The 20006-nt window shown below is 58.6% G+C and carries 19 protein-coding genes; 17 read left to right on the plus strand and 2 right to left on the minus strand.

All coding sequences use genetic code 11. The features are described 5' to 3' along the window. Positions 1–25 precede the first annotated feature (25 nt). From M4578_RS12425 to M4578_RS12435, 3 genes are all read left to right on the plus strand, one after another. A complete protein-coding gene (locus tag M4578_RS12425; RefSeq protein WP_203199973.1) occupies positions 26–346 on the plus strand; it encodes a hypothetical protein in 321 nt (106 codons plus the stop codon). A gap of 107 nt (positions 347–453) precedes the next feature. Beyond that, positions 454–1182 carry a DUF736 domain-containing protein gene (locus tag M4578_RS12430; protein ID WP_258093595.1) on the plus strand — a complete coding sequence of 243 codons (729 nt, stop codon included), beginning with the start codon at positions 454–456 and terminating at the stop codon, positions 1180–1182. Between the two features lie 154 nt (positions 1183–1336). After that, positions 1337–1873: a hypothetical protein gene (locus M4578_RS12435; protein WP_258093596.1), complete on the plus strand. Its 537-nt coding sequence runs from the start codon at positions 1337–1339 to the stop codon at positions 1871–1873. Positions 1874–2049: 176 nt separating this feature from the next. Here the strand turns inward: M4578_RS12435 and M4578_RS25745 are convergent, their stop codons facing one another. After that, positions 2050–2481, minus strand: coding sequence for a toll/interleukin-1 receptor domain-containing protein (locus M4578_RS25745; protein WP_258093597.1), 432 nt, complete (start codon positions 2479–2481; stop codon positions 2050–2052). Positions 2482–2816: 335 nt separating this feature from the next. After that, entirely contained in the window at positions 2817–3038 is a 222-nt protein-coding gene (locus tag M4578_RS12445; RefSeq protein WP_102856492.1) for a DUF2188 domain-containing protein, read from the minus strand. A 157-nt stretch (positions 3039–3195) separates the two neighbouring features. Between M4578_RS12445 and M4578_RS12450 the strand changes: the two genes are divergently transcribed. The 14 genes from M4578_RS12450 to M4578_RS12515 all read left to right on the plus strand — a co-directional run bounded on the left by M4578_RS12450 (position 3196) and on the right by M4578_RS12515 (position 19919). Further along, positions 3196–3531, plus strand: coding sequence for a helix-turn-helix domain-containing protein (locus tag M4578_RS12450; RefSeq protein WP_165198613.1), 336 nt, complete (start codon positions 3196–3198; stop codon positions 3529–3531). Further along, the gene (locus M4578_RS12455) at positions 3518–4372 is read left to right on the plus strand and encodes an ImmA/IrrE family metallo-endopeptidase (RefSeq protein WP_165198612.1); all 855 of its coding nucleotides are present in this window, start codon (positions 3518–3520) and stop codon (positions 4370–4372) included. The genes M4578_RS12450 and M4578_RS12455 overlap by 14 nt, the downstream gene beginning before the upstream one ends. Positions 4373–4972: 600 nt before the next feature. Next, positions 4973–5902 carry a DUF2493 domain-containing protein gene (locus M4578_RS12460; RefSeq protein ID WP_258093598.1) on the plus strand — a complete coding sequence of 310 codons (930 nt, stop codon included), beginning with the start codon at positions 4973–4975 and terminating at the stop codon, positions 5900–5902. 132 nt (positions 5903–6034) lie between these two features. Then, positions 6035–7051, plus strand: coding sequence for a nucleotidyltransferase family protein (locus M4578_RS12465; protein ID WP_258093599.1), 1017 nt, complete (start codon positions 6035–6037; stop codon positions 7049–7051). Positions 7052–7592: 541 nt separating this feature from the next. Next, positions 7593–7799 carry a hypothetical protein gene (locus tag M4578_RS12470; RefSeq protein ID WP_007120662.1) on the plus strand — a complete coding sequence of 69 codons (207 nt, stop codon included), beginning with the start codon at positions 7593–7595 and terminating at the stop codon, positions 7797–7799. 500 nt (positions 7800–8299) lie between these two features. Then, the gene (locus M4578_RS12475; protein WP_258093600.1) at positions 8300–8893 is read left to right on the plus strand and encodes a helix-turn-helix domain-containing protein; all 594 of its coding nucleotides are present in this window, start codon (positions 8300–8302) and stop codon (positions 8891–8893) included. Beyond that, positions 8880–11213: a relaxase/mobilization nuclease domain-containing protein gene (locus M4578_RS12480; protein WP_258093601.1), complete on the plus strand. Its 2334-nt coding sequence runs from the start codon at positions 8880–8882 to the stop codon at positions 11211–11213. Before M4578_RS12475 ends, M4578_RS12480 begins: the two co-directional genes overlap by 14 nt. Positions 11214–11221: 8 nt before the next feature. Beyond that, entirely contained in the window at positions 11222–13201 is a 1980-nt protein-coding gene (locus tag M4578_RS12485; protein WP_258093611.1) for a type IV secretory system conjugative DNA transfer family protein, read from the plus strand. A 289-nt stretch (positions 13202–13490) separates the two neighbouring features. After that, positions 13491–14597, plus strand: a complete 1107-nt coding sequence (gene dndB / locus M4578_RS12490; RefSeq protein WP_258093602.1) for a DNA sulfur modification protein DndB — start codon at positions 13491–13493, stop codon at positions 14595–14597. Then, on the plus strand, positions 14594–16057 hold the full coding sequence (gene dndC, locus M4578_RS12495) for a DNA phosphorothioation system sulfurtransferase DndC (protein ID WP_258093603.1): 1464 nt from the start codon (positions 14594–14596) through the stop codon (positions 16055–16057). Before dndB ends, dndC begins: the two co-directional genes overlap by 4 nt. Then, a complete protein-coding gene (gene dndD, locus M4578_RS12500; RefSeq protein WP_258093604.1) occupies positions 16054–18006 on the plus strand; it encodes a DNA sulfur modification protein DndD in 1953 nt (650 codons plus the stop codon). The genes dndC and dndD overlap by 4 nt, the downstream gene beginning before the upstream one ends. Continuing rightward, positions 17996–18370: a DNA sulfur modification protein DndE gene (gene dndE / locus M4578_RS12505; protein ID WP_258093605.1), complete on the plus strand. Its 375-nt coding sequence runs from the start codon at positions 17996–17998 to the stop codon at positions 18368–18370. Before dndD ends, dndE begins: the two co-directional genes overlap by 11 nt. Before the next feature lie 4 nt (positions 18371–18374). After that, on the plus strand, positions 18375–19538 hold the full coding sequence (locus tag M4578_RS12510) for a cysteine desulfurase family protein (RefSeq protein ID WP_197918473.1): 1164 nt from the start codon (positions 18375–18377) through the stop codon (positions 19536–19538). A gap of 66 nt (positions 19539–19604) precedes the next feature. Beyond that, on the plus strand, positions 19605–19919 hold the full coding sequence (locus M4578_RS12515; protein ID WP_258093606.1) for a hypothetical protein: 315 nt from the start codon (positions 19605–19607) through the stop codon (positions 19917–19919). The last annotated feature ends 87 nt before the right edge of the window (positions 19920–20006 follow it).

Genomic DNA, 20006 nt, shown 5'->3' on the forward strand with positions numbered 1-20006 from the left:
CACCATTCTTCGTAAGGAGGTTCGCATGACACTCGATGACATCAAGGCGGCCGTCGATGCCGGCCAGACTGTGCACTGGGCCAATACCGGCTACGTTGTCCACAAGGACTGGCTCGGTCAGTACCTGATTAGCTTTCTGCCGAACGGCAGCTGCATCGGTCTGACCGACCGGGAAGGGCAACGGTTGAATGGCAAAGAGGCGGAGTTCTTCATCGCGCAATCGAAGGACGCTGCGGAAAATCCGGGCCGCCAATCAAGATCAGACGGGCAGGAGAGGGGCGCAGCACCCGGGGGCGCGGCGGCACACCTACTCAGACGGCATCGCGAAGCCGGGGGCGGGGCATAAAGGGAAAGCAAGCTTTCTGATTTGTGATCCCTCAAGGGGTCGAGAAAGCAATCCCGGATGCGCTGGCAAGGACGTCAGGCACCGGCCAATCCAAAAGGAACCATCCCATGTTCGCAGGAAACCTCACCCGCAATGCCGAAACCGCAGCCGCCGAGTACACCGGCATGATCCACTCGTCACGCTTTGACATCGCCATCCAGCTTGAGGCACGGGCCAAGATGTCCGCGCGCAGTCCGGATTACGACGTGACGGCCGTCAACAAATCGGGCCGCAAGGTCCGCATCGGCACGGCCTGGAACGAGACGGGCAATACCAGCGGAAACCCCTATATCTCGATGCAGATCGATGTGGGCCTCGGCCCGTTCCGGGTCAACGCGGTGCAGACGAAAGAGGCGCGCGCGGCCCAGAGCGGCGAATTCGAGATCATCCCGTTGGTCTCGAACGGTCTGATGAAATCCGGCTCGATCTCGGGCGAGCTGACCGCTATGGACGCCGACAACGCCTTCACCGGCTACATCGCCAACATGATGTTCGATCTGGAGTTCATGCTGATCGAGAACGGCTACAAGACCGAGGAGACACACCCCGACTATCGGATCGAGGTCAGTTCGCCGCGTGGTACGCCGATCCGCGTGGGCTCGGCGTGGATGGCCAAAAGCAGCCGCACGGGCAATGACTACCTGTCGCTGCTGATCAACACGCCCGACGGCGATTTACGGGTCAACGCGGTGCAGAACGAAGAACAGCGCGGCGGTCAGACCTTCTCGATCATCCCGTTCATCGACAGCGGCGATCAGGCGCAGGACGCGGGCGTGGGGCTGTCGCTGGTCGCTTGACTAGCGCGTGAGAGAAGACAATTTGTACCGAAAGGGGAGCCGTGGGACCACGGTTCCCCTTTTTCCATGTCTGGCTGCACGACGCACGCATCTGCTTGCGATCTGCTGAATATGATATACGATAATATATTATTGAAAGGGCGAGGGTAGGCACATGGTGGCGAGACTGGGAAAAGCTCCGTGGTACGAGAGCTTTGATGTAGACGCCGAGGTTGAAGAGCTTCTTGCTCATATCGAGCGTTGCACCGGATTTGCGCTGCCTGAACGACAGCGTGATGTCATCATGACCCATGCAAGGGCAAAGCTCGACAGGACAAGGCAGGCATATCTGGAGGCCAAGGCGGCGGGAAAGCCGGTGTCCACATCGCGCCGCGCCTATCTGACCGACCTGCAGGACACGATCTTCATGGCGATCCCGGAAGAGAACCTCGCGCGGATGCCCCTGAGCGAGCAGGTTCTGAACGATCCATCATTTTATGCGGACGCCATGCACTATGCCGCCACGATCAGCGAGGAAGTGCTCTTCATGGCGCTGTCCTCTTCGCTGAAGGACATGACCGTTCAAGACGCCCAAGCCTTTGTCTCAAAGCTCTTGCACGGCACGATTGACGACAATGCCCGCAAATATGCCGAAGCGTTGAAGCGCCCCGAGCGTGAAATCATGCCGCAGCGGCCTGGCAAAACAGTATGATACTGCGACCAATCGGTTCCTTGTTCTGGCGTTTCGTGACCCGATCTACGTGAGTTGCCGCGCGCATCAAAGGCGCGCTTGCTCCTCGGTTTCTGTTGCCGCTCGAAGTCAATGGGCGACAGCATTTCGTTCCGCGTGAACCCGCAGTTGCCATTCTGTATCACCTTCAGATTTCATCAAAGCGCCACCAATTCCGCAAGCTTTGCGGCCACATTTGTCATGCTATCTTCAGCAGTGCTCAAGCCACTTCGTGAGCCAAGAAGGGGACTAACTTCGCGAAGCTCCTCGTAAGTTGTTTCATGGACGATTGGGACAAGAAGATCGCGTGCCAACAATGCCGAAAGCTCTTTATCGGCAATTCCTTCGCTCTGAAGGCGGCGCAAAAGTGCTGGGGTGACCAAAACAATGCCAACGCGTGACTTCACAAGTCCTTTGTCGATTTCACGCAGAAGGTTGGAACCAAGCAGAACATCCTTCTCGCTGAACCAAACTGAAACGCCAGCTTCTTCCAAGAAATCGTGTAGTTCTTTCGCTGCGCCTCCTCGGTCGTCCCACGCGTGACACAGAAAAACGTCACGAATGTCAGGAATAGATGCCCGCTTTTCCACGTTTTCTCGGACGGGGGTGAGTGTTCGCACTTCGACGGGAGTATAAACCACCGTCGAGCCTGCTTTAGACCAACGCGGCTTTGTGTTGCCGCCAGATCTGGAACCGCCACCGCTTCGTGCACTTCCACTACTTCCCAACGAGGAATAGGATGGGCTGCGATACGGTGAATAAGAAAAATACGACCTGTAGCCACGCGAACCACCTCGACATGCCGGGCAATTTTCGGCCCCACTTGCCGTGCGATGACCATTCACGGGTGCTGTACACTGTGCCATTAGATTATCTCCTTTGTTCGTGGGCGCGTTGGAAAGGGGTCATATATCGCGACGCTAGTTCAGCCTTTTGGAGGATAGGGGTCGTTGCCGTAGCTCCAGGCTTCGCGGAACTGACCATTCCGACCCTGAATTCGGAGCTCTGAGCCCTGATTGCGAGCGATGTCGCGCCCGTGGTCGATAGCTTCGCGCTGAGTGTCAAAGCTGCGGGTAAGACGTTCGTTGCCTTCGCCACGGACGCCCCATTTGTCGCCATTACGAACGACATACTGGTTCTTAGACATTGCTGTCTCCATTTAGCCGGCCCCGTCATTGGCGACCGATAACGTATCATATGATCTTACGGAGCGAGTTGTCAAGTTAGCCGCTACGTGATAATATCATTGCATCTTACGGCGCGTTCCCTTATGGACTGCGCCGCTTTGATTCAGGGAGAGAAACATGACATTTGCGGTCCGTCTGAACGAGCTCCGGGTAAAAAAGAAAAAATCACTGCAGGAAGTTGCAGACGCCCTCGGAGTTTCCAAAACTCATATTTGGGAACTTGAGAAAGGTCGAACGGACAACCCTTCTCTCGAGCTGTTGACCAAAATTGCGGACTATTTCAAGGTGTCGATCCGGCATCTGGTGGGCGAAGATTTTGAGAACGACCAGAACGATGAAATGGCACGTATGTTCAGACAGGTCGGCGATTTAGAAGAGAATGACCGAGCGATCATAGATGATATGATCCAGTCGCTTCGAAACCGCCGAAAGGGGGCAAATGATACAAATTGACCGCATGGAAATTGATGATGCTGGGAGCGATCCGAAGAGGCTCGCAAAGGCAATTCTGGATCAACTTCCAGACGATACCGTGATGGTGCCGGTCAGAGATATCGCGAAGGCTATAGACATCTACGAGATCCGCGAGGAACAGTTGAGCGGTCTTGAGGGAGCTCTCATAGTTCCCAAAGAAAAGTCTGAAGGGGCAATTTTGATCAACAAAGATCGCCACGAAAGCCGAAAGCGCTATACGATTGCCCATGAGCTTGGGCATTATGTACATCCGTTCCATCGGGCCAATAGTCCAGACGGCTTCCGCTGTAAGAAGAGTGATCTGGCGGTCACAAAAGCTAAGCCGAATGATCCGCACTCACGGATGGAGCAGCAAGCAAACGAATTCGCAGCTGAGTTGCTTATGCCAGCACGGGCTGTTGCGTCCTTTGTCCGAGACAATGGCGAAGCCGATCTATCCCATATTCTTGAGCTAGCTCGACGCCATGATGTGAGCAGAGAGGCAGCAGCTCGACGCTACATTCCGCGGATCGGCGACCCCGCAGCCATAATTTTTTCGAATGGTGGCGTCGTCAGGTATGCCCGGTTGAACGAGTTTTTTCCCAAGTTATCAGTTTGCCGCGGCGACCAGGTTCCGCCGCAGAGCGTCTCTGCCCTCTCAACTGCGGATATTGGAGAAGTAACTGGCTGCGTAGAAGTTGCGGCGTACACTTGGCTGCAGAGGCCGGCCGGAGTAACGTTGTTTGAGCAAACGTTGGCGCAACAAAACGGTTTCAGAATGACATTGCTCACGGCTGAAATCGAAGAAGTTGAGGACGAATGGGAAGCTCCATCGTTCTGACGAAGTGCCGCTCTGTCTATCTACACATTGCATTTATTGGTGTCGCCTGCAGCGAATGTAAGCCTTCGGACCTCCCCTGCTCGGCTTCGCGTGTCGCAGGAGAGAACGGCCCTTCGGTCCGTCGCGCATTCGGCCATGCGGCCTCACCGCGGCGTCGTACCCGGCATCCCGGTTTGCCCGCCTCGCGAGCACGTTCCTCCCTGGCCGCTCCGCCGGATTGCGCTCTGGTCTGTTTTGCGGGGCAAAACGATCCCTCCGCTTCATCCGTCTCCCGCGTCCGGTCGGGCCGTTTGCCTGCTCGGGTCGGGCAAACCTACCGTCAATACACACACACATGAGCGTGGAAGCATATCCTCCGGATGGCCCCCAAATCAGCCCGCGTCAAGGATCGCAAAACTTTTCGGCGAGGGCGGGGTCTATGGCGTTGGGCGGTCCCGTGCGTGAGCGCGCGCATGTGTCGGGTGCTGCGCGCGGAAAACTTTTGCGCCCGGCAAGCCGGCGGCTGCGCCGTCCCTGACCCGGGCAGATTCGGAAACCAGGCATTCGGCCATGCCCCCACACTCACGTGGTGGCTCCACAACCGACTACTGGAGACCAGACATGGCTTACGACAATGCAAACACCTACGAGACCATTGAACTTTTCGGACTGACCGAGAAGGACGCACAGCTCCCGATCCCGGAAGATCACTTCCTGACCGACCGCATCATCCGCGAGAGCTTCGAGGCTCTGCTTGGCTCGCTGCGCGGGACTGGGCTCGAGGCAGAAATCGAACCGCTCGCCCATGGGCTCGCCACGATCCTGCAGCGGCGCAAGGTGGCGCTCGGCAAGGAGGTCGACCGCACTGCGGACAAGATCGGCGCGCTGGCAAAGTCCCACGACGGGTCGGAGATCGCCGAGACCGCACTCGAAGAGGCGCAGGCGCGCTTTCTGCACCTGAGCGAGATTGTCAGCGCCATCGAGGTGATGAGCGAGGCGGCGGCGGAATGCTACGAGATCGAGACGGGTCACGCCTTCATCCCGGCGGCAGGCTCGCGGGCGAGTGTCCGGGCGCAAGAGACTGGGGCGGTCTTCGAGGCCCGGCAGCTGCTCGAACAGCATGATCGCGAAACCGCCGAGAAGTCGAAAGTCGAGGGGGTGCCCCTGATCGTTTCGGGCGCCACCGACTGGACCGATGTCGATGTGATCTTCAACACGCTCGACAAGGTTCGGGAGCGGATCAAGCAGAACCGTAACCAAGAGATATTCCTCTGCCACAAGGGTGGCAAGCACGGGGCGGAGATGATCGCGGCTCGGTGGGCGCGGGCGCGCGGGGTAGCGCAAGCGCGCTTCGATCCGCGCTGGTCCGCACACGGGCGGGCGGCACCGTTCAAGTGCAACGACGAGATGCTAGACGACAAGTTCGCGGCGACGGGGGTTGTGCTCTTCGGCGGCAACGGGGTCGCGCTGAACCTCGGGCAGAAGGCGGAAGCGAAAGGCCTGACGGTCATGCGGGTTGCGGACCCGGCGAAGAAGGCGTCGCAGGATTGAAGAGAGAGGGTCGCCTTCGGGCGGCCCTTTCGTCGTTTCTTATGGGTGTGGACGTTCTCCAAATCACTTTGCCTAGCAATTTCCTGTTTTGATAGGTATATGAATGCCAAGCAAAACTTGGAAATGATAGGCATGACCCCACTCAGCAGCATCGCGATGAGCGCCTATACCGACCTGGTGCGTCTTCTGAAGGACGACGCCTTGTCCGGTGTCGAAGGCAAGCCCACGCTCAAGGAGCGTGGGGATAAGGCTTATTGGTATGCCGCGCGCCGTGTCGGGACGGAGATGCGGTTCATCTATATCGGCGAAGACAGCGACGAGACGCGCGCGCGCATCGACCGGATCGAAGAGCTGCGCGCAACGGCCAAGGATCGGCAGGCGGAACGGTCGCGGCTTGTCCGGCTCTTGCGTGCGGAAGGCATGACGCCCATCGACCGGGCGACCGGTTCCATCCTGTCGGCCATGGCCGCAGCCGGAACCTTCCGTTTGGGTGGCACCATCGTCGGAACCAATGCATTTCGCCTCTATGAAGGCGAGCTTGGTATCCGTCTGCCAATTGGCGGTATGGCCAATACTGGCGACATCGACATCGCGCAGTTCGAGAAGCTCAGCGTTGCGTTGCAGGATCAGGTCGACCCGGGTCTTGCCGAGACGTTCTCTGCGCTCAAATTCGATCCTCTGCCAGCTCTTGACCAAGGTCGGACATGGCGATGGGCCCAGGGTGGCAGCGGCCAGTTGGTCGAGTTTCTCACACCGGCGTTCGGAGATGAGACCATCCGTGATCTGCCAGCATTGGGCGTGAACGCCCAAGGATTGAACTATCTCAACTTCCTGATCGCTGAGCCGATCCACGCGGCGGCGATCTATAGATCCGGCGTTCTGGTGCAGGTGCCCCGCCCGGAACGCTATGCGATCCACAAACTGATCATTGCCGACCGGCGCCGCGATGGGGCAGGGAGCCTGAAATCCGCGAAGGACCGCGAGCAGGCGGCTTTCCTTATCGAAGCGATGGCCGAGGACCGGCCCGATGATCTGGCTCGGGCCTATGCCACCGCAATGGAGGTTGGGCCGCGCTGGCGGGAGCACATCGGCAACTCGCTGAAGCGAATGCCTGATACCAGCGGGTTGCTCGACAGCTTGGGCGCGTGATGACCGTAACGGGGTCGTGCTTGGCGCGGCCCTTTCGTCATGTCTCATGGCGCGTGCGATCGGTCACACTTTTTCAGCAACTCGCGGCGGCCAGCACCGTCATCCCTCTACCCAGCCCGTCAGAGTTCGGCCCATCCACATCGGTACGGGCTAGGGATGGTGCGCACCTCGCACATCGTCAGCAGCGCAAGACCGAGGGGGCGAGACGTCGCACATGACGCTGAAGACCTGCACAACCCTCGGGTGGTGTTTCGGAACATCGCATCCACGCGGGCGGGCGTCATCAGCACCCCGGCCAGGTTCGGCAGGACGTGGACGCGGATGGTGGCGACTGCGTGATAGCGCAGGTCAATCGGGTCCCTCCTTTTTGGCTCATGCATGTGGATCGCACGGGGTCGGCCCGTTCGTGCCCTCAGCTCACGCTTCGGCAAGCACAAATACGGCTTCCACGGCGGAGCCGCGAACCCTCCGCATTTGCACTTGCGACCGGGCCTCTTGCCCCCGTGCTGGCAGATCCCCATCGCAACAAGGAGTAACCCAAATGACCAACCACTACGTCGCCACCGTCCCCGTCAAGTTCACCGACACCGATGGCCAGGAGCGCACCCGCTTCCAACGCGTGGGCGCGATGTTCCGCAACACCCGCAACGGGGATGGATCGGAGTTCTTCAGCCTCAAGCTCGACTTCCCGGTCGCGGTCTCGGAGCTGGTGATGTTCCCGCCGAGCGCGAAGGATCCCCAGGACTGAATCCTCTGACGAGGATGGGCCGCCATCAGGCGGCCCGGTCCCTGTTCCAGGGATGCCGGGTCCGGCGGGGGTGATCGCCGACCGGAAGGGTCAGGCCGCGACAGACCGGCCAGTCAGCCTCAAGGGGGCCATCCACAAAAACCTATCGGCCAGGGCCTCCCGGTTTTTGCGGCAGAGATTTGGCAAGCCAAATCTGGCCCTCCTTGACCCTGCCTGTCCGCCCTGTCGGTGGGGTTTGTGCCCGCCCGCGGTTCCGTCCGAACACATGCGTGTTCGGCCAGACCTTCGGGCGGTTTTGGGGAAGGGGACCCATTGGACAGGTGGGTCGCCCGGTGGTGAGGGCGGCAGAGCCGCGTCCCTGCGGGCCGCGGCGTGAAGCGGACACCAAGACTGCCTGAGCCTGAATGCGACGTAAGTATATAATTGACAGATAGGTATATTATCGTAAGGTGAGGGCAGACTTGGTGGAAGGTGGCAGGAAATAGGGGGTCTTTCTTCGCATGTCGCGCTCAAAACGTCTCACCGATGCGGACCGCATGGAGATCGTTCGCGAGGCTGCGGAAGGTGTGACCACATCGGCCCTGGCGGAGCGGTACGGCGTGTCGGTGCGGGCAATTCAGTACACGCTCAAAGCTGATGCCGAGCGCCAGACGGATGCCGCCATTCCGGTCTCGGCGGTCAGTGTGAAGGTTACGGCTGCGGAGCTTGCGGCGCTCGACGAGGTGCTGGCGAAGGCGGGGATCGAGAGCCGCGCCGAGGGGCTGCGGCGGCTCATCCAGGCGGCAGGCGGGGTGTTCGTTCCGGATGCGCAGATGGCAGCCGAGATGGCGCGCTATAGGGCTTCTTTGCATGAGGTTGGCAATGGGGTCGCACAGATCGCCAAGCAGATGACGCGGGCCAATCGGATGGGGCAGGGGGCTGATGGTGGCACGCGTGCCGAGTTCTCCGAATTGCGGCTTGCGCAGATGCGCGGGCTGGCGCGGTTCATCCTGGATTCTGCTGACGAGATCGATCTGCTCCTGCGCCGTCGTCGCGACGCGATGCAGCTGGAGGCTACGGCCGCGCTGAGGGAGTTTGCCCATGCGGCTGAATGATGCCGTTGATGCCGTCACTGGCGAGGTCTTCCGGGACGGCTGGAGCCGAATCCGAGGCTCGATGCAGGGGCTGCATGTCGCCAAGCAGAGCCAGCTTGCGCGCGCGGCAGCAGGGCATCGGCCAGCGGTCTTCAAGGCGATCCGGGGTGGGGGCACGCATACCAAATCGCAGCTGATGAACCAGCTCGATTACCTCACCACCAAGTCTACTCATATCGTGGACAGTAGCGGGTTCCTCGATGGCAAGGCGAAGCTCGAAGCGAAGGACATCAAGGACCTCACCGAGCGCTTTGCCAAGCGGTGGGACGCGGGCTTCAAGCCTAAGCTTGGGCAGACCACCCATATGCTCATGTCCTTCCCCATCGGCACCCGCGGCGAGGACGTGCGCGACATCGCGACGGATGTAACCGAGCGGTTCTTCCAGACCGATGAGGGGCATTTCGACTACATCATCGCGGTGCATGAGGACCGCGATCACCCCCATGCGCATCTGGTGCTGAACCGCCGCTCGCAGGAAGGCGAGTTCTTCTTTCTGGGGCGCAACCACCGCTTCAACTATGACGACTTCCGCCTCGCCATGGTCGAGGAGGCGGAGAAGTACGGCGTGCGCCTCGAGGCCACGCACCGCGTCGATCGGGGGCTCATGCATTACCCCGCCCGGACCAGCGAGGTCTATGCGGCGAAAGAAGAGGGGCGCGCGCCCCGCGAGCGCGAACGCGTGGGCACCGACCTGACGCGGACGCTCGCGGAGATCGCCAATACCAGAACCGTCTACCACTCGCTTGCTGCGGAGGCATCGCGCGAGGCCCGTGAAGATATTGCCACAGCCCTTTTCCGCGCGGGTGAGGTGCTGGCGCGCGGCGGGCAGCTGGACCGAACAGGAGATGTGTATATGGCCGAGGATCAGAGTTTCGAGGATCTGAGAAGCCTCTACGCGGAAAAGCTCGCGCGGGTGCAGGGCATGATCGCCGAGAAGTCTGACGCGGAACGTCCCGTGCTGGAAAAACGCCTCATCGAGATCCAGACGCAGGTCCAGCACATGCAGCCGCTCGGATTGCGTTCGAGCACGTTGTCAGAGGCGCCCTCGGAAGGCGGGATCTATTCTGAGGCCAATATCGACGCCAGCCGGCTGGACCGTCTGGCCGAGCCGGACTTGCGGTCGCGCATAGACACCGCGCTGCGCGGAACCGGGATCAGCACATCGGAAGTGGTGGCCCGGATCGAAACCAGGGCCTCGAATGCCGCGCTGGAGCATCAATGGATCGCAGATGATCTCTCCAAAGTGGCCGAGGCGCGCGATCTGAACCTCGAACGCCGCGCCGATCTGGAACAGGCGCGCGACATTCTCAATGACGTGCATGTGGAACTTGGCACGCTGTTGGAGCGCGAGAACGTGCTGCGCCGGGATGGCGTCATGGAAGCGGAAGCGGTCAGCGAGCGGTTCCACTATCAGGAGGACGCGGTCCGGGCGATGGAAGGGGCAATCCGTCAGGAGATGCGCGCAGAGGGTCTGACAGCGGAGCAGATCGAGGCTCGGGACTGGGAGGTGGCCTCACGGGCGGAGCGCCGGATCGAGACGGAGCAGCGTGCGTATCTCGAGGCACATCCGGAGCTGCTCGCCCGTCCGGACGATGTGATCGACCGGTCCGAGCCCTACCGGGAGACCATCACAGATGTGGCCCGCGCCAGCGAGATCACCCGCGAGGTCGACCGGATCATGGAGCGTCGCGATGCCCGCACCCCTGTTGCCGATGCTGTCACGGATGACTTGCGCGCGCGCTATCCGGACATGCCGTCCCACCTCGCCCGTGGGCTCGGCGCGACCTATGCCGCCGTCGTCGAGATCCGGGATACGGAGGTCATCAATCAGGTCCGCCGCGAAACCGAGATGCGCGACGGGCTCGGGTTGGGCAAGCGTGACGAACGTCTAGCGACCCGCGATGAAACTGCACCGCAGTTTGACCGGTCCGACCGCCTCGCAGAGGAGATTGCGCGTGTTCTGGACCATGAGCGGGCGGGGGAGTTGTCCGCGCCCTTCGAGACCGACGCGGAGCGCGACGCCTTCCGCGGTGAGATCGCGCGGGTGCTGGACGTTCGCCAACTAGACCGGCTCACATCCGGCGATGCCGATGCGCTGGACAAGGTTCTCGAGGACCGCCTCGACCGGCTCTATGTCGCCAAGGTCTACCTGCAATCCGATGCCGCGACGGCCAACACGGAGGCCCTGCGTCAGGTGGTCGATGAACTGGCCGATGCCGAATTTGAAAAACACCGCGCGACAGACGTGGATGGCGAAACCGAGCGGGGTCAGGTCCATTGAGCGCCGCCATGGGAAAGGCGCGGATCGCCACGGGCGTCCTGTTGGTGACGCTGGTGACCGGGGCCATGGGCTATACCATCGCCTCGGCGGTACTGACCTACCAGGATCTAGGCTTCGGGGCCGAGATCGACTTTGCCTATATCGCGCAGAACTATCTGGCGATCCTCGATCGCCGCCCCGAGGATGCCCAGCTGATCCACCTGATCATCGGCAGCTTCGCCGCCGCCGGCATGATGCTGAGCCTCGCCCTCTCGGGGTCCGCTCTGACACGCTTTGGCCAGACCCATTGGCAGACTGCGCGCGAGATGAAGTCCAATGGTTTTTTCGGCGCGCCCGGCACCGGCTTCATCCTCGGCAAGCTGGGTTCTCCAAAATCCAGCGCGAAATACATTTGCTCGAAAGTCTTCCCGCACGCGCTGATCGTGGCCCCCACGGGCCGCGGCAAGACCACGGGCTTCGTCATTCCAAACTTGCTGACCTGGCAAGGCTCCGCCGTGACGCTCGATGTGAAGGGGGAATGCTTCGAGGCAACAGCCCGGCACCGCGCAGCCCAGGGCGACAAGGTCTATCGTTTTGCCCCCACCGATTGGGAGGGCAAGCGCACGCATCGCTACAATCCGCTCCTGCGCATCTATCAATTGAAGGATCCCGCGCGCCAGCAGATGGAATTGCAGCTCCTGGCGACGCTCTTCCTGCAAAGCGACAATGACCGGGTTCAGGGTCTCCTGAAGGGCGGGATCGATCTCTTCGTCGCCGCAGGGCTTTTGGCCTTCCAGCGTAAGCGCCCGACCCTAGGCGAAATCTACCGCATCGCCGCCTCGGGCGGGAACAAGCAGAAGGAATACTTCGCGCGGGGTCACGAGGTCGACAACAGGGCCGCCAAATTGATCTTCACGCGGCTCGCTTCGACCAACAACGATACGCTGACCTCCTACGTCTCGCTTCTGATGACCTCGGGGCTCGATCAATGGCAGAATCCGGCCATCGATGAGGCGACGGCGGTGTCGGACTTTGATTTCCGCACGATCCGCAAGAAGCCCTTCTCCGTCTACCTCGTCGTCCAGCCGCTGATGGTGAAGCCGCTCGCGCCGCTGATCAGGCTCTTCTTCTCTGACCTTCTCTCCGCCATGCAAGAAAAGGATCCCGGGCCAGACGAGCCTTGGCCGGTGATGATCATGCTCGATGAGTTCAATCGCCTCGGCAAGATGCCCATCGTGGTTGAGAGCATCGAGACCTTGCGCACCTATCGCGGTCATTTGGCCGTGGTGACACAAACCATCCCCGCCCTCGATGAAATTTACGGCGAGAACACCCGCCGCGCCTTGCAGGGCAACGCCGGCGTGAAGCTGTACCTGACGCCCTCGGATGAGAAGACAGTCGAGGAGCTGAGCAAGGCGGTCGGCAAGACCACGAAGACCGTGGTCACGCGATCTCAATCAATCGGCAAGAACCCATTCGAAGGCCGCAGCCAATCGACACGGACTGAGGAAAGCTCGCTGTTGCCGGAAGATGAGGCGCGCCGCCTGCCGCTCGACGAGATCGTCATGGTCATCGATGCCCAGATGCCTGTCCGCGCGAAGCGGATCCAGTATTTTAACGATCGGCTGTTCAAGGCGATCCACGCGGCGCAGACGGGCGAGTTGCCGTTCCCGGAACCGGGGGGAGGTGGGTCGCAGGGCACGTTGCCGTTGAGTATGCGCGCGATGCCGATGACTCCGCCAGCGAACGAGTCGGGCGGACCCGAGGCCGATGTTGAGGCCGCACTCCAGGCTGCTGATGGCCAATCGTCAGGGAAAACTGATGTCGCTCCAAAGAAGACCGCGCCTGTCGTTCAAGCCGTCGTCGCCGAGGAACAGCGGCAGATGGAGATGAATTTTGTGGCTCAGGTATCATCGGATTATCTGCCGCGAGGCGAAGTCAATGAGGATGTACGGACGGCTGTGGATGGTCTAAGCGAGTTTGAGACGATTTTGAAACAAGGCCTTTGAGGCGACCTACCGGTTCGTCGGATTAGAGATTTGATCGAAGAGGAAAGCTGGACAAGACTAAGCCTCATATCGAAGGGTTCGCGGCCCTCATATTGAAGTCGACCGCCCACATTTTTGGGCTATTTGCTGCGCATCGAGCCAGATGCCGAATTTACTCGTCCTCAACATAGAATTGCGCTAGTTGGCCGTGACGTGTTGTTTAGAAAGAAGCAGCCGCTACAGATGCCCTTAGGGGGGGTTGACTTCCGGAGAGACTTCCATAGACTTCCACCCAGCAGTAGGGGGTCATATGAGCGGTAATTTCTATAATTTTGCAGCCATACGCGGCGTTCAGGCTGGAACCGAATATTATGTGATCATGGTTCCTCTTAAGATGGTGCCGAAGATTTTCGATTTCGACAGTCAGGAACTGCCAGCAGACCTGCGCGCTCAACGAGTGCTGTCAAATGTCCGCGTTCCGCAAATCGCATCCTACCTCTCGGAAAACTTCGAAGAATATACGCTCTCGTCTCTCTGCGCGTCTGTGGATGGTGATCTTGAGTTTTCCCCAGCCAGCGATGGTCTTCAGTTCCGAAATGTAGGCGAGCTACGGCTTTCGATGACAGCGCGCATCATCCTAAACGATGGACAGCATCGGCGCGCTGCAATCGAAGAAGCCCTCAAGACGCGACCCAAACTGGAAAACGAAACCATCTCGGTTGTGCTTTTCGTCGATGAGGGGCTGGAGCGCTGCCAACAAATGTTCGCAGACCTCAACAAGAATGCCGTACGTCCATCTGGGTCGTTGAACGTCCTCTATGACCGCAGAAATCCTTTGGCGCGTCTGAGCACGCGTGTGTTAGAGGACATTCCGTTTTTCCAAGAATTCACCGAGCTCGAAAAAACATCTCTTTCAAACCGGGCCAAAAACCTCTTTACCTTGTCCAGCCTGAATCAAGCCAACAAGTGGCTGGCCGGGCAAGACGCCGATCGGTTCGGTGAAAACACTGAAAGCACCGTGATCGCATATTGGCGTCAGGTTTCTGAGGTCATCCCGGACTGGCAGAAACTGATGCGCGGCGCGACAACGGCAGGTGATTTGCGCAAAGAAACCGTTCATGCGCATGGCGTCATGTTGCAGGCGTTTGGTGTCCTGGGGGCAAGACTGATTGGAGCTAAACCTGATGGGTGGGCGGAAAGCCTGGCGCCGCTCGCGGAGATCAATTGGAGCAAGCGCAACGCCCAGCTCTGGCGTCCACGCGTCATGGGCGCGCGCGGAATGGATGGAAGTGTGAAATCCGTACATCTGGCGGCCAACGTCCTAATTGGGGCAGTGGGTTTGCCACTCAATGAAAAAGAACAAGCGAATGAAGACGACTACTTGGCGTCATTGGCTGAGGAGAAAGTCGTCGCATGACATCGAATAATGAAACCAACCAAACAAAGAGGACAGGGCTCGATCTTGGCGCTCTGCAGGAACATATCCGCACCGTTTATGCAGCGGATGACCGGCCATGGGTGATCGGGTATAGCGGCGGAAAGGATTCAACCTGTGCGTTGCAGCTGATCTGGAGTGCTATTCGTACGCTCCCGGAAGATGCGCGACGCAAGCCAATCTTCGTCTTGAGCTCCGACACCCTTGTCGAAACGCCAGTGATCGTAAACTACATCGACGAGACTTTGGCTGCGATCAACGCGGCAGCGGCAGACCAGAACATGCCTATCACCGCACAAAAGGTGGTTCCGGAGATCTCGGATAGCTTCTGGGTGAACCTGATTGGTCGCGGATATCCTGCACCATCAAAACGCTTTCGCTGGTGCACGGAGCGCTTGAAGATCGACCCGGCCAATGCCTTCATCAAGAACCGCGTTGCCGAATATGGCGAAGTTGTCATGGTTCTGGGCGTCCGGTCATCAGAAAGCGCAACGCGCGCGCAAGTGATGTCGCTGCACAAGATCGACGGGACGTCTTTGTCTCGCCACTCGACCTTGCCCGGCGCTTTCGTCTTCACGCCGATCGAGACCTTTAGTGTGGATGATGTCTGGGCTTTCTTGCTGCAAAATCAGTCACCTTGGGGATCGGACAACCGCGATTTGCTTGCGATGTATCGAAACGCGCAAGCTGGCGAGTGCCCACTTGTGGTCGACAAGCAAACCGAAAGCTGTGGGAATTCCCGCTTTGGCTGCTGGGTGTGCACGGTTGTGACAAAAGACAAGGCCATGGAGGCGCTTGTTGAGAATGGCGAGGAATGGCTTGAGCCCTTGCTTGATCTACGTGACGAGCTGGCTGAAACACAAAATCCCGAGCGGAAACGGGAGTTTCGAGATTTTCGCAGACGGGACGGCTCTGTGACCTTCGTGGGCGATGCAGAGGCATCCATTCCGGGGCCCTATCTTTTCGAGTACCGCAAAGAGCTCTTGAGAAAACTACTGGAGGCGCAAGAGCAGGTGAATGCCAATGCACCGCCAGGAGAGAAGACCGACCTTATTCAGGTGGAAGAGCTGCGGGAAATCCGTCGGATCTGGCGGAGCGAACAGGGTGACTGGGGAGACGCTGTTTCAGAGACCCTCAAAGCTGTGACGGGAAAGGAACTCCCGGCCGATGCGACCGACGGATTTGAATTCCAAGCCGATGACGCAAAGGTCCTAGCGGATGTCTGCGCCGCGCATGATTTGCCGCCACGTCTCTTGGCTCAGCTCCTGGAGGCAGAGCGTTCTGTGCGGGGTCTGAAACGCCGGACACTTATTCACCGAAAGATCGCTTCGATCCTGGAGCAAGAGTGGCGAGACGAAACAATAGTGCTAAACGAGCGCAAAGCGCGATTGAAAGATCGCGAGGCATCTTCGTCCAACCCCCTGTTTGAGACTGAATCATGATCTTACAGTCTCTACGCCTCATCAATTTTGGTCTCTATGGCGGTGAGCACCGCTTCGATCTTGCACCCGAGCCAGACGAGCAAAAAACTGTGGTTTTGGTCGTTGGCCATAATGGTGCAGGGAAGACAACGTTCCTGGAATCCGTACGTTTGGCGCTCTATGGCAAACGCGCCCTTGGCGCGCGTGTTGGGCAGGCCGAATATGAGCGGCATCTCTTTAAACGGATCAACAACTTCGCAAAGGACCGCAGAGCCTCCGTCGAACTGGCATTCAAGAGCCAACACCTCGGCAATGAGGACCTCTACACCGTGCGGCGATCTTGGGCTGCTCGCGGTGCCAGCGTCATTGAAAGCCTTGAGTTTGAACGCAATGGCGCACCGGTGGAAGATATCCCCAGCGAGGATTGGAACCACTATCTTGAAGACATCATTCCAGCTGGGGTGTCGCAGCTTTTCTTTTTCGATGGAGAGAAGATCCAAGACATTGCTGACGATCAGGAAAACACTGGGCTGACAGATGCAATCAAATCCTTGCTGGGGATCGATATTCTCGATCAGCTTCGGGGCGATCTCGCCCTCTACAAATCACGCAGCATGGACCGGGGCGGTGACACCGACTTAGAAGGTCTCCGGCGCGACTTGGAGATCGCAAAGTCTGATCTGGTCTTGGCTGAAGAGGAGATTGGATCGCTATCAGTAAAGCGTACCCAGCTCGCGCGCCGAAGCGAGGCGTCACAGAAAGTCTTTGAACAAGAGGGGGGAAGTATCGCGCTCAGCCGTGAAACCCTATCAGAGGAGCTAAAGCGGGTCGAAGCTGACCTGACCAAACAAACCAACGCGTTAAAGTCGCTTGTAAACGGCGTCGCGCCTTTTGCCCTGGCTCCTAAACTTCTCGAACGGTTCTCAGCAGACTTGGAGAAGGCGCGCGGGCAGCAAAGCGCGACAGCAATCGAAGCCTTTGTTTCGAGTTTTCAGGCGGCCGTGGGCAAAGACGACAAGACATGGACGAAGACGCATTTTGCGCAGCTCAAAGACTTCGCTAAGACCAGCCAAAGCAACGGGCCTAGAATGGCTCTGAGCACGGAACCGGACTGGGTCTTGGCGAAACTTTCTCAGGTTGCGGACGAACGGGTGAAGGTGGCCACAATGGCTGCGCAACTGGCTGAGCTGCAAAAGCAACGTGCAACCTTGAAGGATCAGTTGAAGAACTTCCGTCCCGGTGCTGCCTCGGGCGCATTTGAGGAGTTGAAGAAAGCAGAGTTCGAACTGGGCGCCGTCGAAACTGAGCTCAATCGAAAGCAAGGCGAGGCGACAAAGGCTCGTGCGCTGATCGAACGGCTGGAGCGCGAGTTGCGTAAGTCCCAGGATGCCGTCTTCGCGCTTGCAAAGGCCGAAGAGAAACGAGACCTGGCGACGCGAGCGCAGGCCGCGCTCAATGAGTATGAGGAGCGAATTGTTCAGCGGCGCCTCGCCTCGCTTTCTAAGCATTTCATTGAGGCTTTCAGCGGCCTCGTCACGCGGAAGTCGCTGGTGCATGACGTGATCGTCGACCCCAACAGTTTTCAGCTCAAGCTTATGGGCAAAGAGGGCAGAGAGATTACCCCATCCGAACTCTCCGCCGGCGAGCGACAACTCTTTGCGATCTCGATGCTTTGGGCGCTTGGCCGAACAAGTGGGCGCGAATTGCCGATGATCATTGACACGCCGTTGTCACGTCTGGACCGGAAGCACCGTACAAACTTGATGGCAAACTACGTGCCGCGCAGCTCGGCGCAGGTCGTCATGCTGTGCACCGACACCGAGTTGACCCCGGATTTGTCAAAAATCATAAGCCCTTATGTGAGCCGACGTTTTGAGATTGGTGCTGTGAGCGGTGGACAGCGCACGGAGATCACGGTGTTGAGTGCTGAAGCGGATGCACAGGTTCTGGAGACGACCGATGCACATTAACAAGTTTCGGATCTCATCGACGGCGACCGGCCAGGTGCGGATCATTTCACAAAGATCAGGTCTGACACCCAACCTCGTTTGCCGCATGGCCATGTTGTCATCCTTTGAAGCCGGGTCCATATCTGGCGCAGCCGATGACGCGGGAGAGGGCCAAGAATTCAACGCCTATACGCTCTTTGGAGATTTCCAGCCTCTCTTCATCGACCTTCTGAAATACGTCGAGTTTGGAGCTGAGGAGATCGAAACCGACGACAGTGATTTGCTGGCGCGCTTGCGATTGCACATCGATCGCGGGGTGCGGCAACTCTCGGTCCGCCTCAAATCCCCGGCGGATGCGGCCGAGCTGATCGCGGGGAGTGCGTGAAGCGATGTCGGCACCGATTTATCTTGACCACAACGCTTCTACTCCGATTGATCCGGAGGTCTTGGAGACGGTCATACGTGTCAGTCGGGACGTATATGCGAACCCATCAAGTGTTGAGCATAGCCAAGGTTCAGCGGCAGCTCGGGTTGTCGAGACTGCGCGCGAGCAGATTGCGGGCCATCTCAATTGCAAGGAAACCGAGCTTGTCTTTACAGCCGGGTCCACGGAAGCCAACAATCTTGCGATCCTTGGAGCGTTCCCTCGGCTCAAAGAGGCAGGACGCACGCATCTGATCACCAGCAAGATCGAGCACCCATCCGTTCTGGCCTGTTTCGACCATCTCGAAGCCCAAGGCGCGCGGGTAACGCGATTGGGGGTAGATGAAGGTGGCCAGATTTCCCTCGATGAGCTGGCCCTGTCTTTGACAGATGAGACCGGATTGGTGTCCATCATGGCTGCCAACAATGAGACGGGCGTTCTGCAACCCATCTTGGAGGCAGGCCAGCTTGCCGAAGAGGCTGGGGCGCTGTTTCACACGGACTTCTCGCAAGCTTCGGCTTTTGTGCCAGTTGATCTCAAGAACGTACCCATCCATCTGGCGAGTTTTTCCGGGCACAAGGCCTATGGACCGAAAGGGGTAGGGGCCCTTTACCGGTCGATCCGAAAACCACGGGTGAACTTAGCGCCAGTGATGTTTGGTGGCGGGCAGGAAAAGGGTTTGAGGGCGGGGACCCTAAACACGCCTGGCATTGCGGGTATTGGACATGCATTTCAGCTCATCTCAAAAAACATAGACCATGACCGGGATCGGATTGGTGCCTTGCGAGACCAGCTTGAAAGGGAACTCAAAGAGACCTTAGCGGTGCAGGTCAATGGCAACACAGAGGCGCGGTTGCCAAACACGATGTCGCTCACAATCGACGGCGTTGTACCACAAGCGCTGATGCAGAAGCTAAGAAACGACATCTGCTTCTCCGCATCGAGCGCCTGCGCCACAGAACATGTCGAAACCTCTCATGTTCTACTTACCATGTTCGGCGACACTCCTAGGGCGCGTAATGCTTTCCGACTAGGTTTAGGCCGGCAAACCAGCAAAAAAGACATATCCAAAGTCATCAGACTCTTTTTACAGGCGTCATCAGAACTCCTGCTTTTAAAAACAGCTTAGAAACCAGCCGATCCGCCACAATTTCGAGAGGTATAGGTAGGATAGCAATAAAGGCTACGAACTTCCATGGATGCTGAGCGAAAGCAGACTTACAAGACAGTCAAACAACTGCGCTCAGCACTTGCTGAGGGTGACAGTCAACGCTTCCAACGCACGTTGGCAACGCAACCGACACTTAGCCTCCTTAAGGCAATTCGCGAACAAAAACTGCTTGTTAAAAACTACGCAGCAGAACATGAACCTGTAGTCGAAATTGTAAGGACGGTGGCTTCCACAGTTCTCAGCCCGGAAGAACTCGCAGAGTACTCCAACTATTTGTCATTCATTGGGCCATGGCAAAAATCTAAGGAACACTCAGAGGCGCGGCTTAAAAGCTGCTGACCTGCCCCCCGCGAAATCCCTCATCATGATGTAGAGTCTGCCCAACCTTGAAGGAGCAGACGAATGCGAAAGAGCCGTTTTACCGAG

It is taken from the genome of Salipiger pentaromativorans (assembly GCF_024721115.1).
In the GTDB taxonomy this organism is placed as follows: domain Bacteria; phylum Pseudomonadota; class Alphaproteobacteria; order Rhodobacterales; family Rhodobacteraceae; genus Salipiger; species Salipiger pentaromativorans.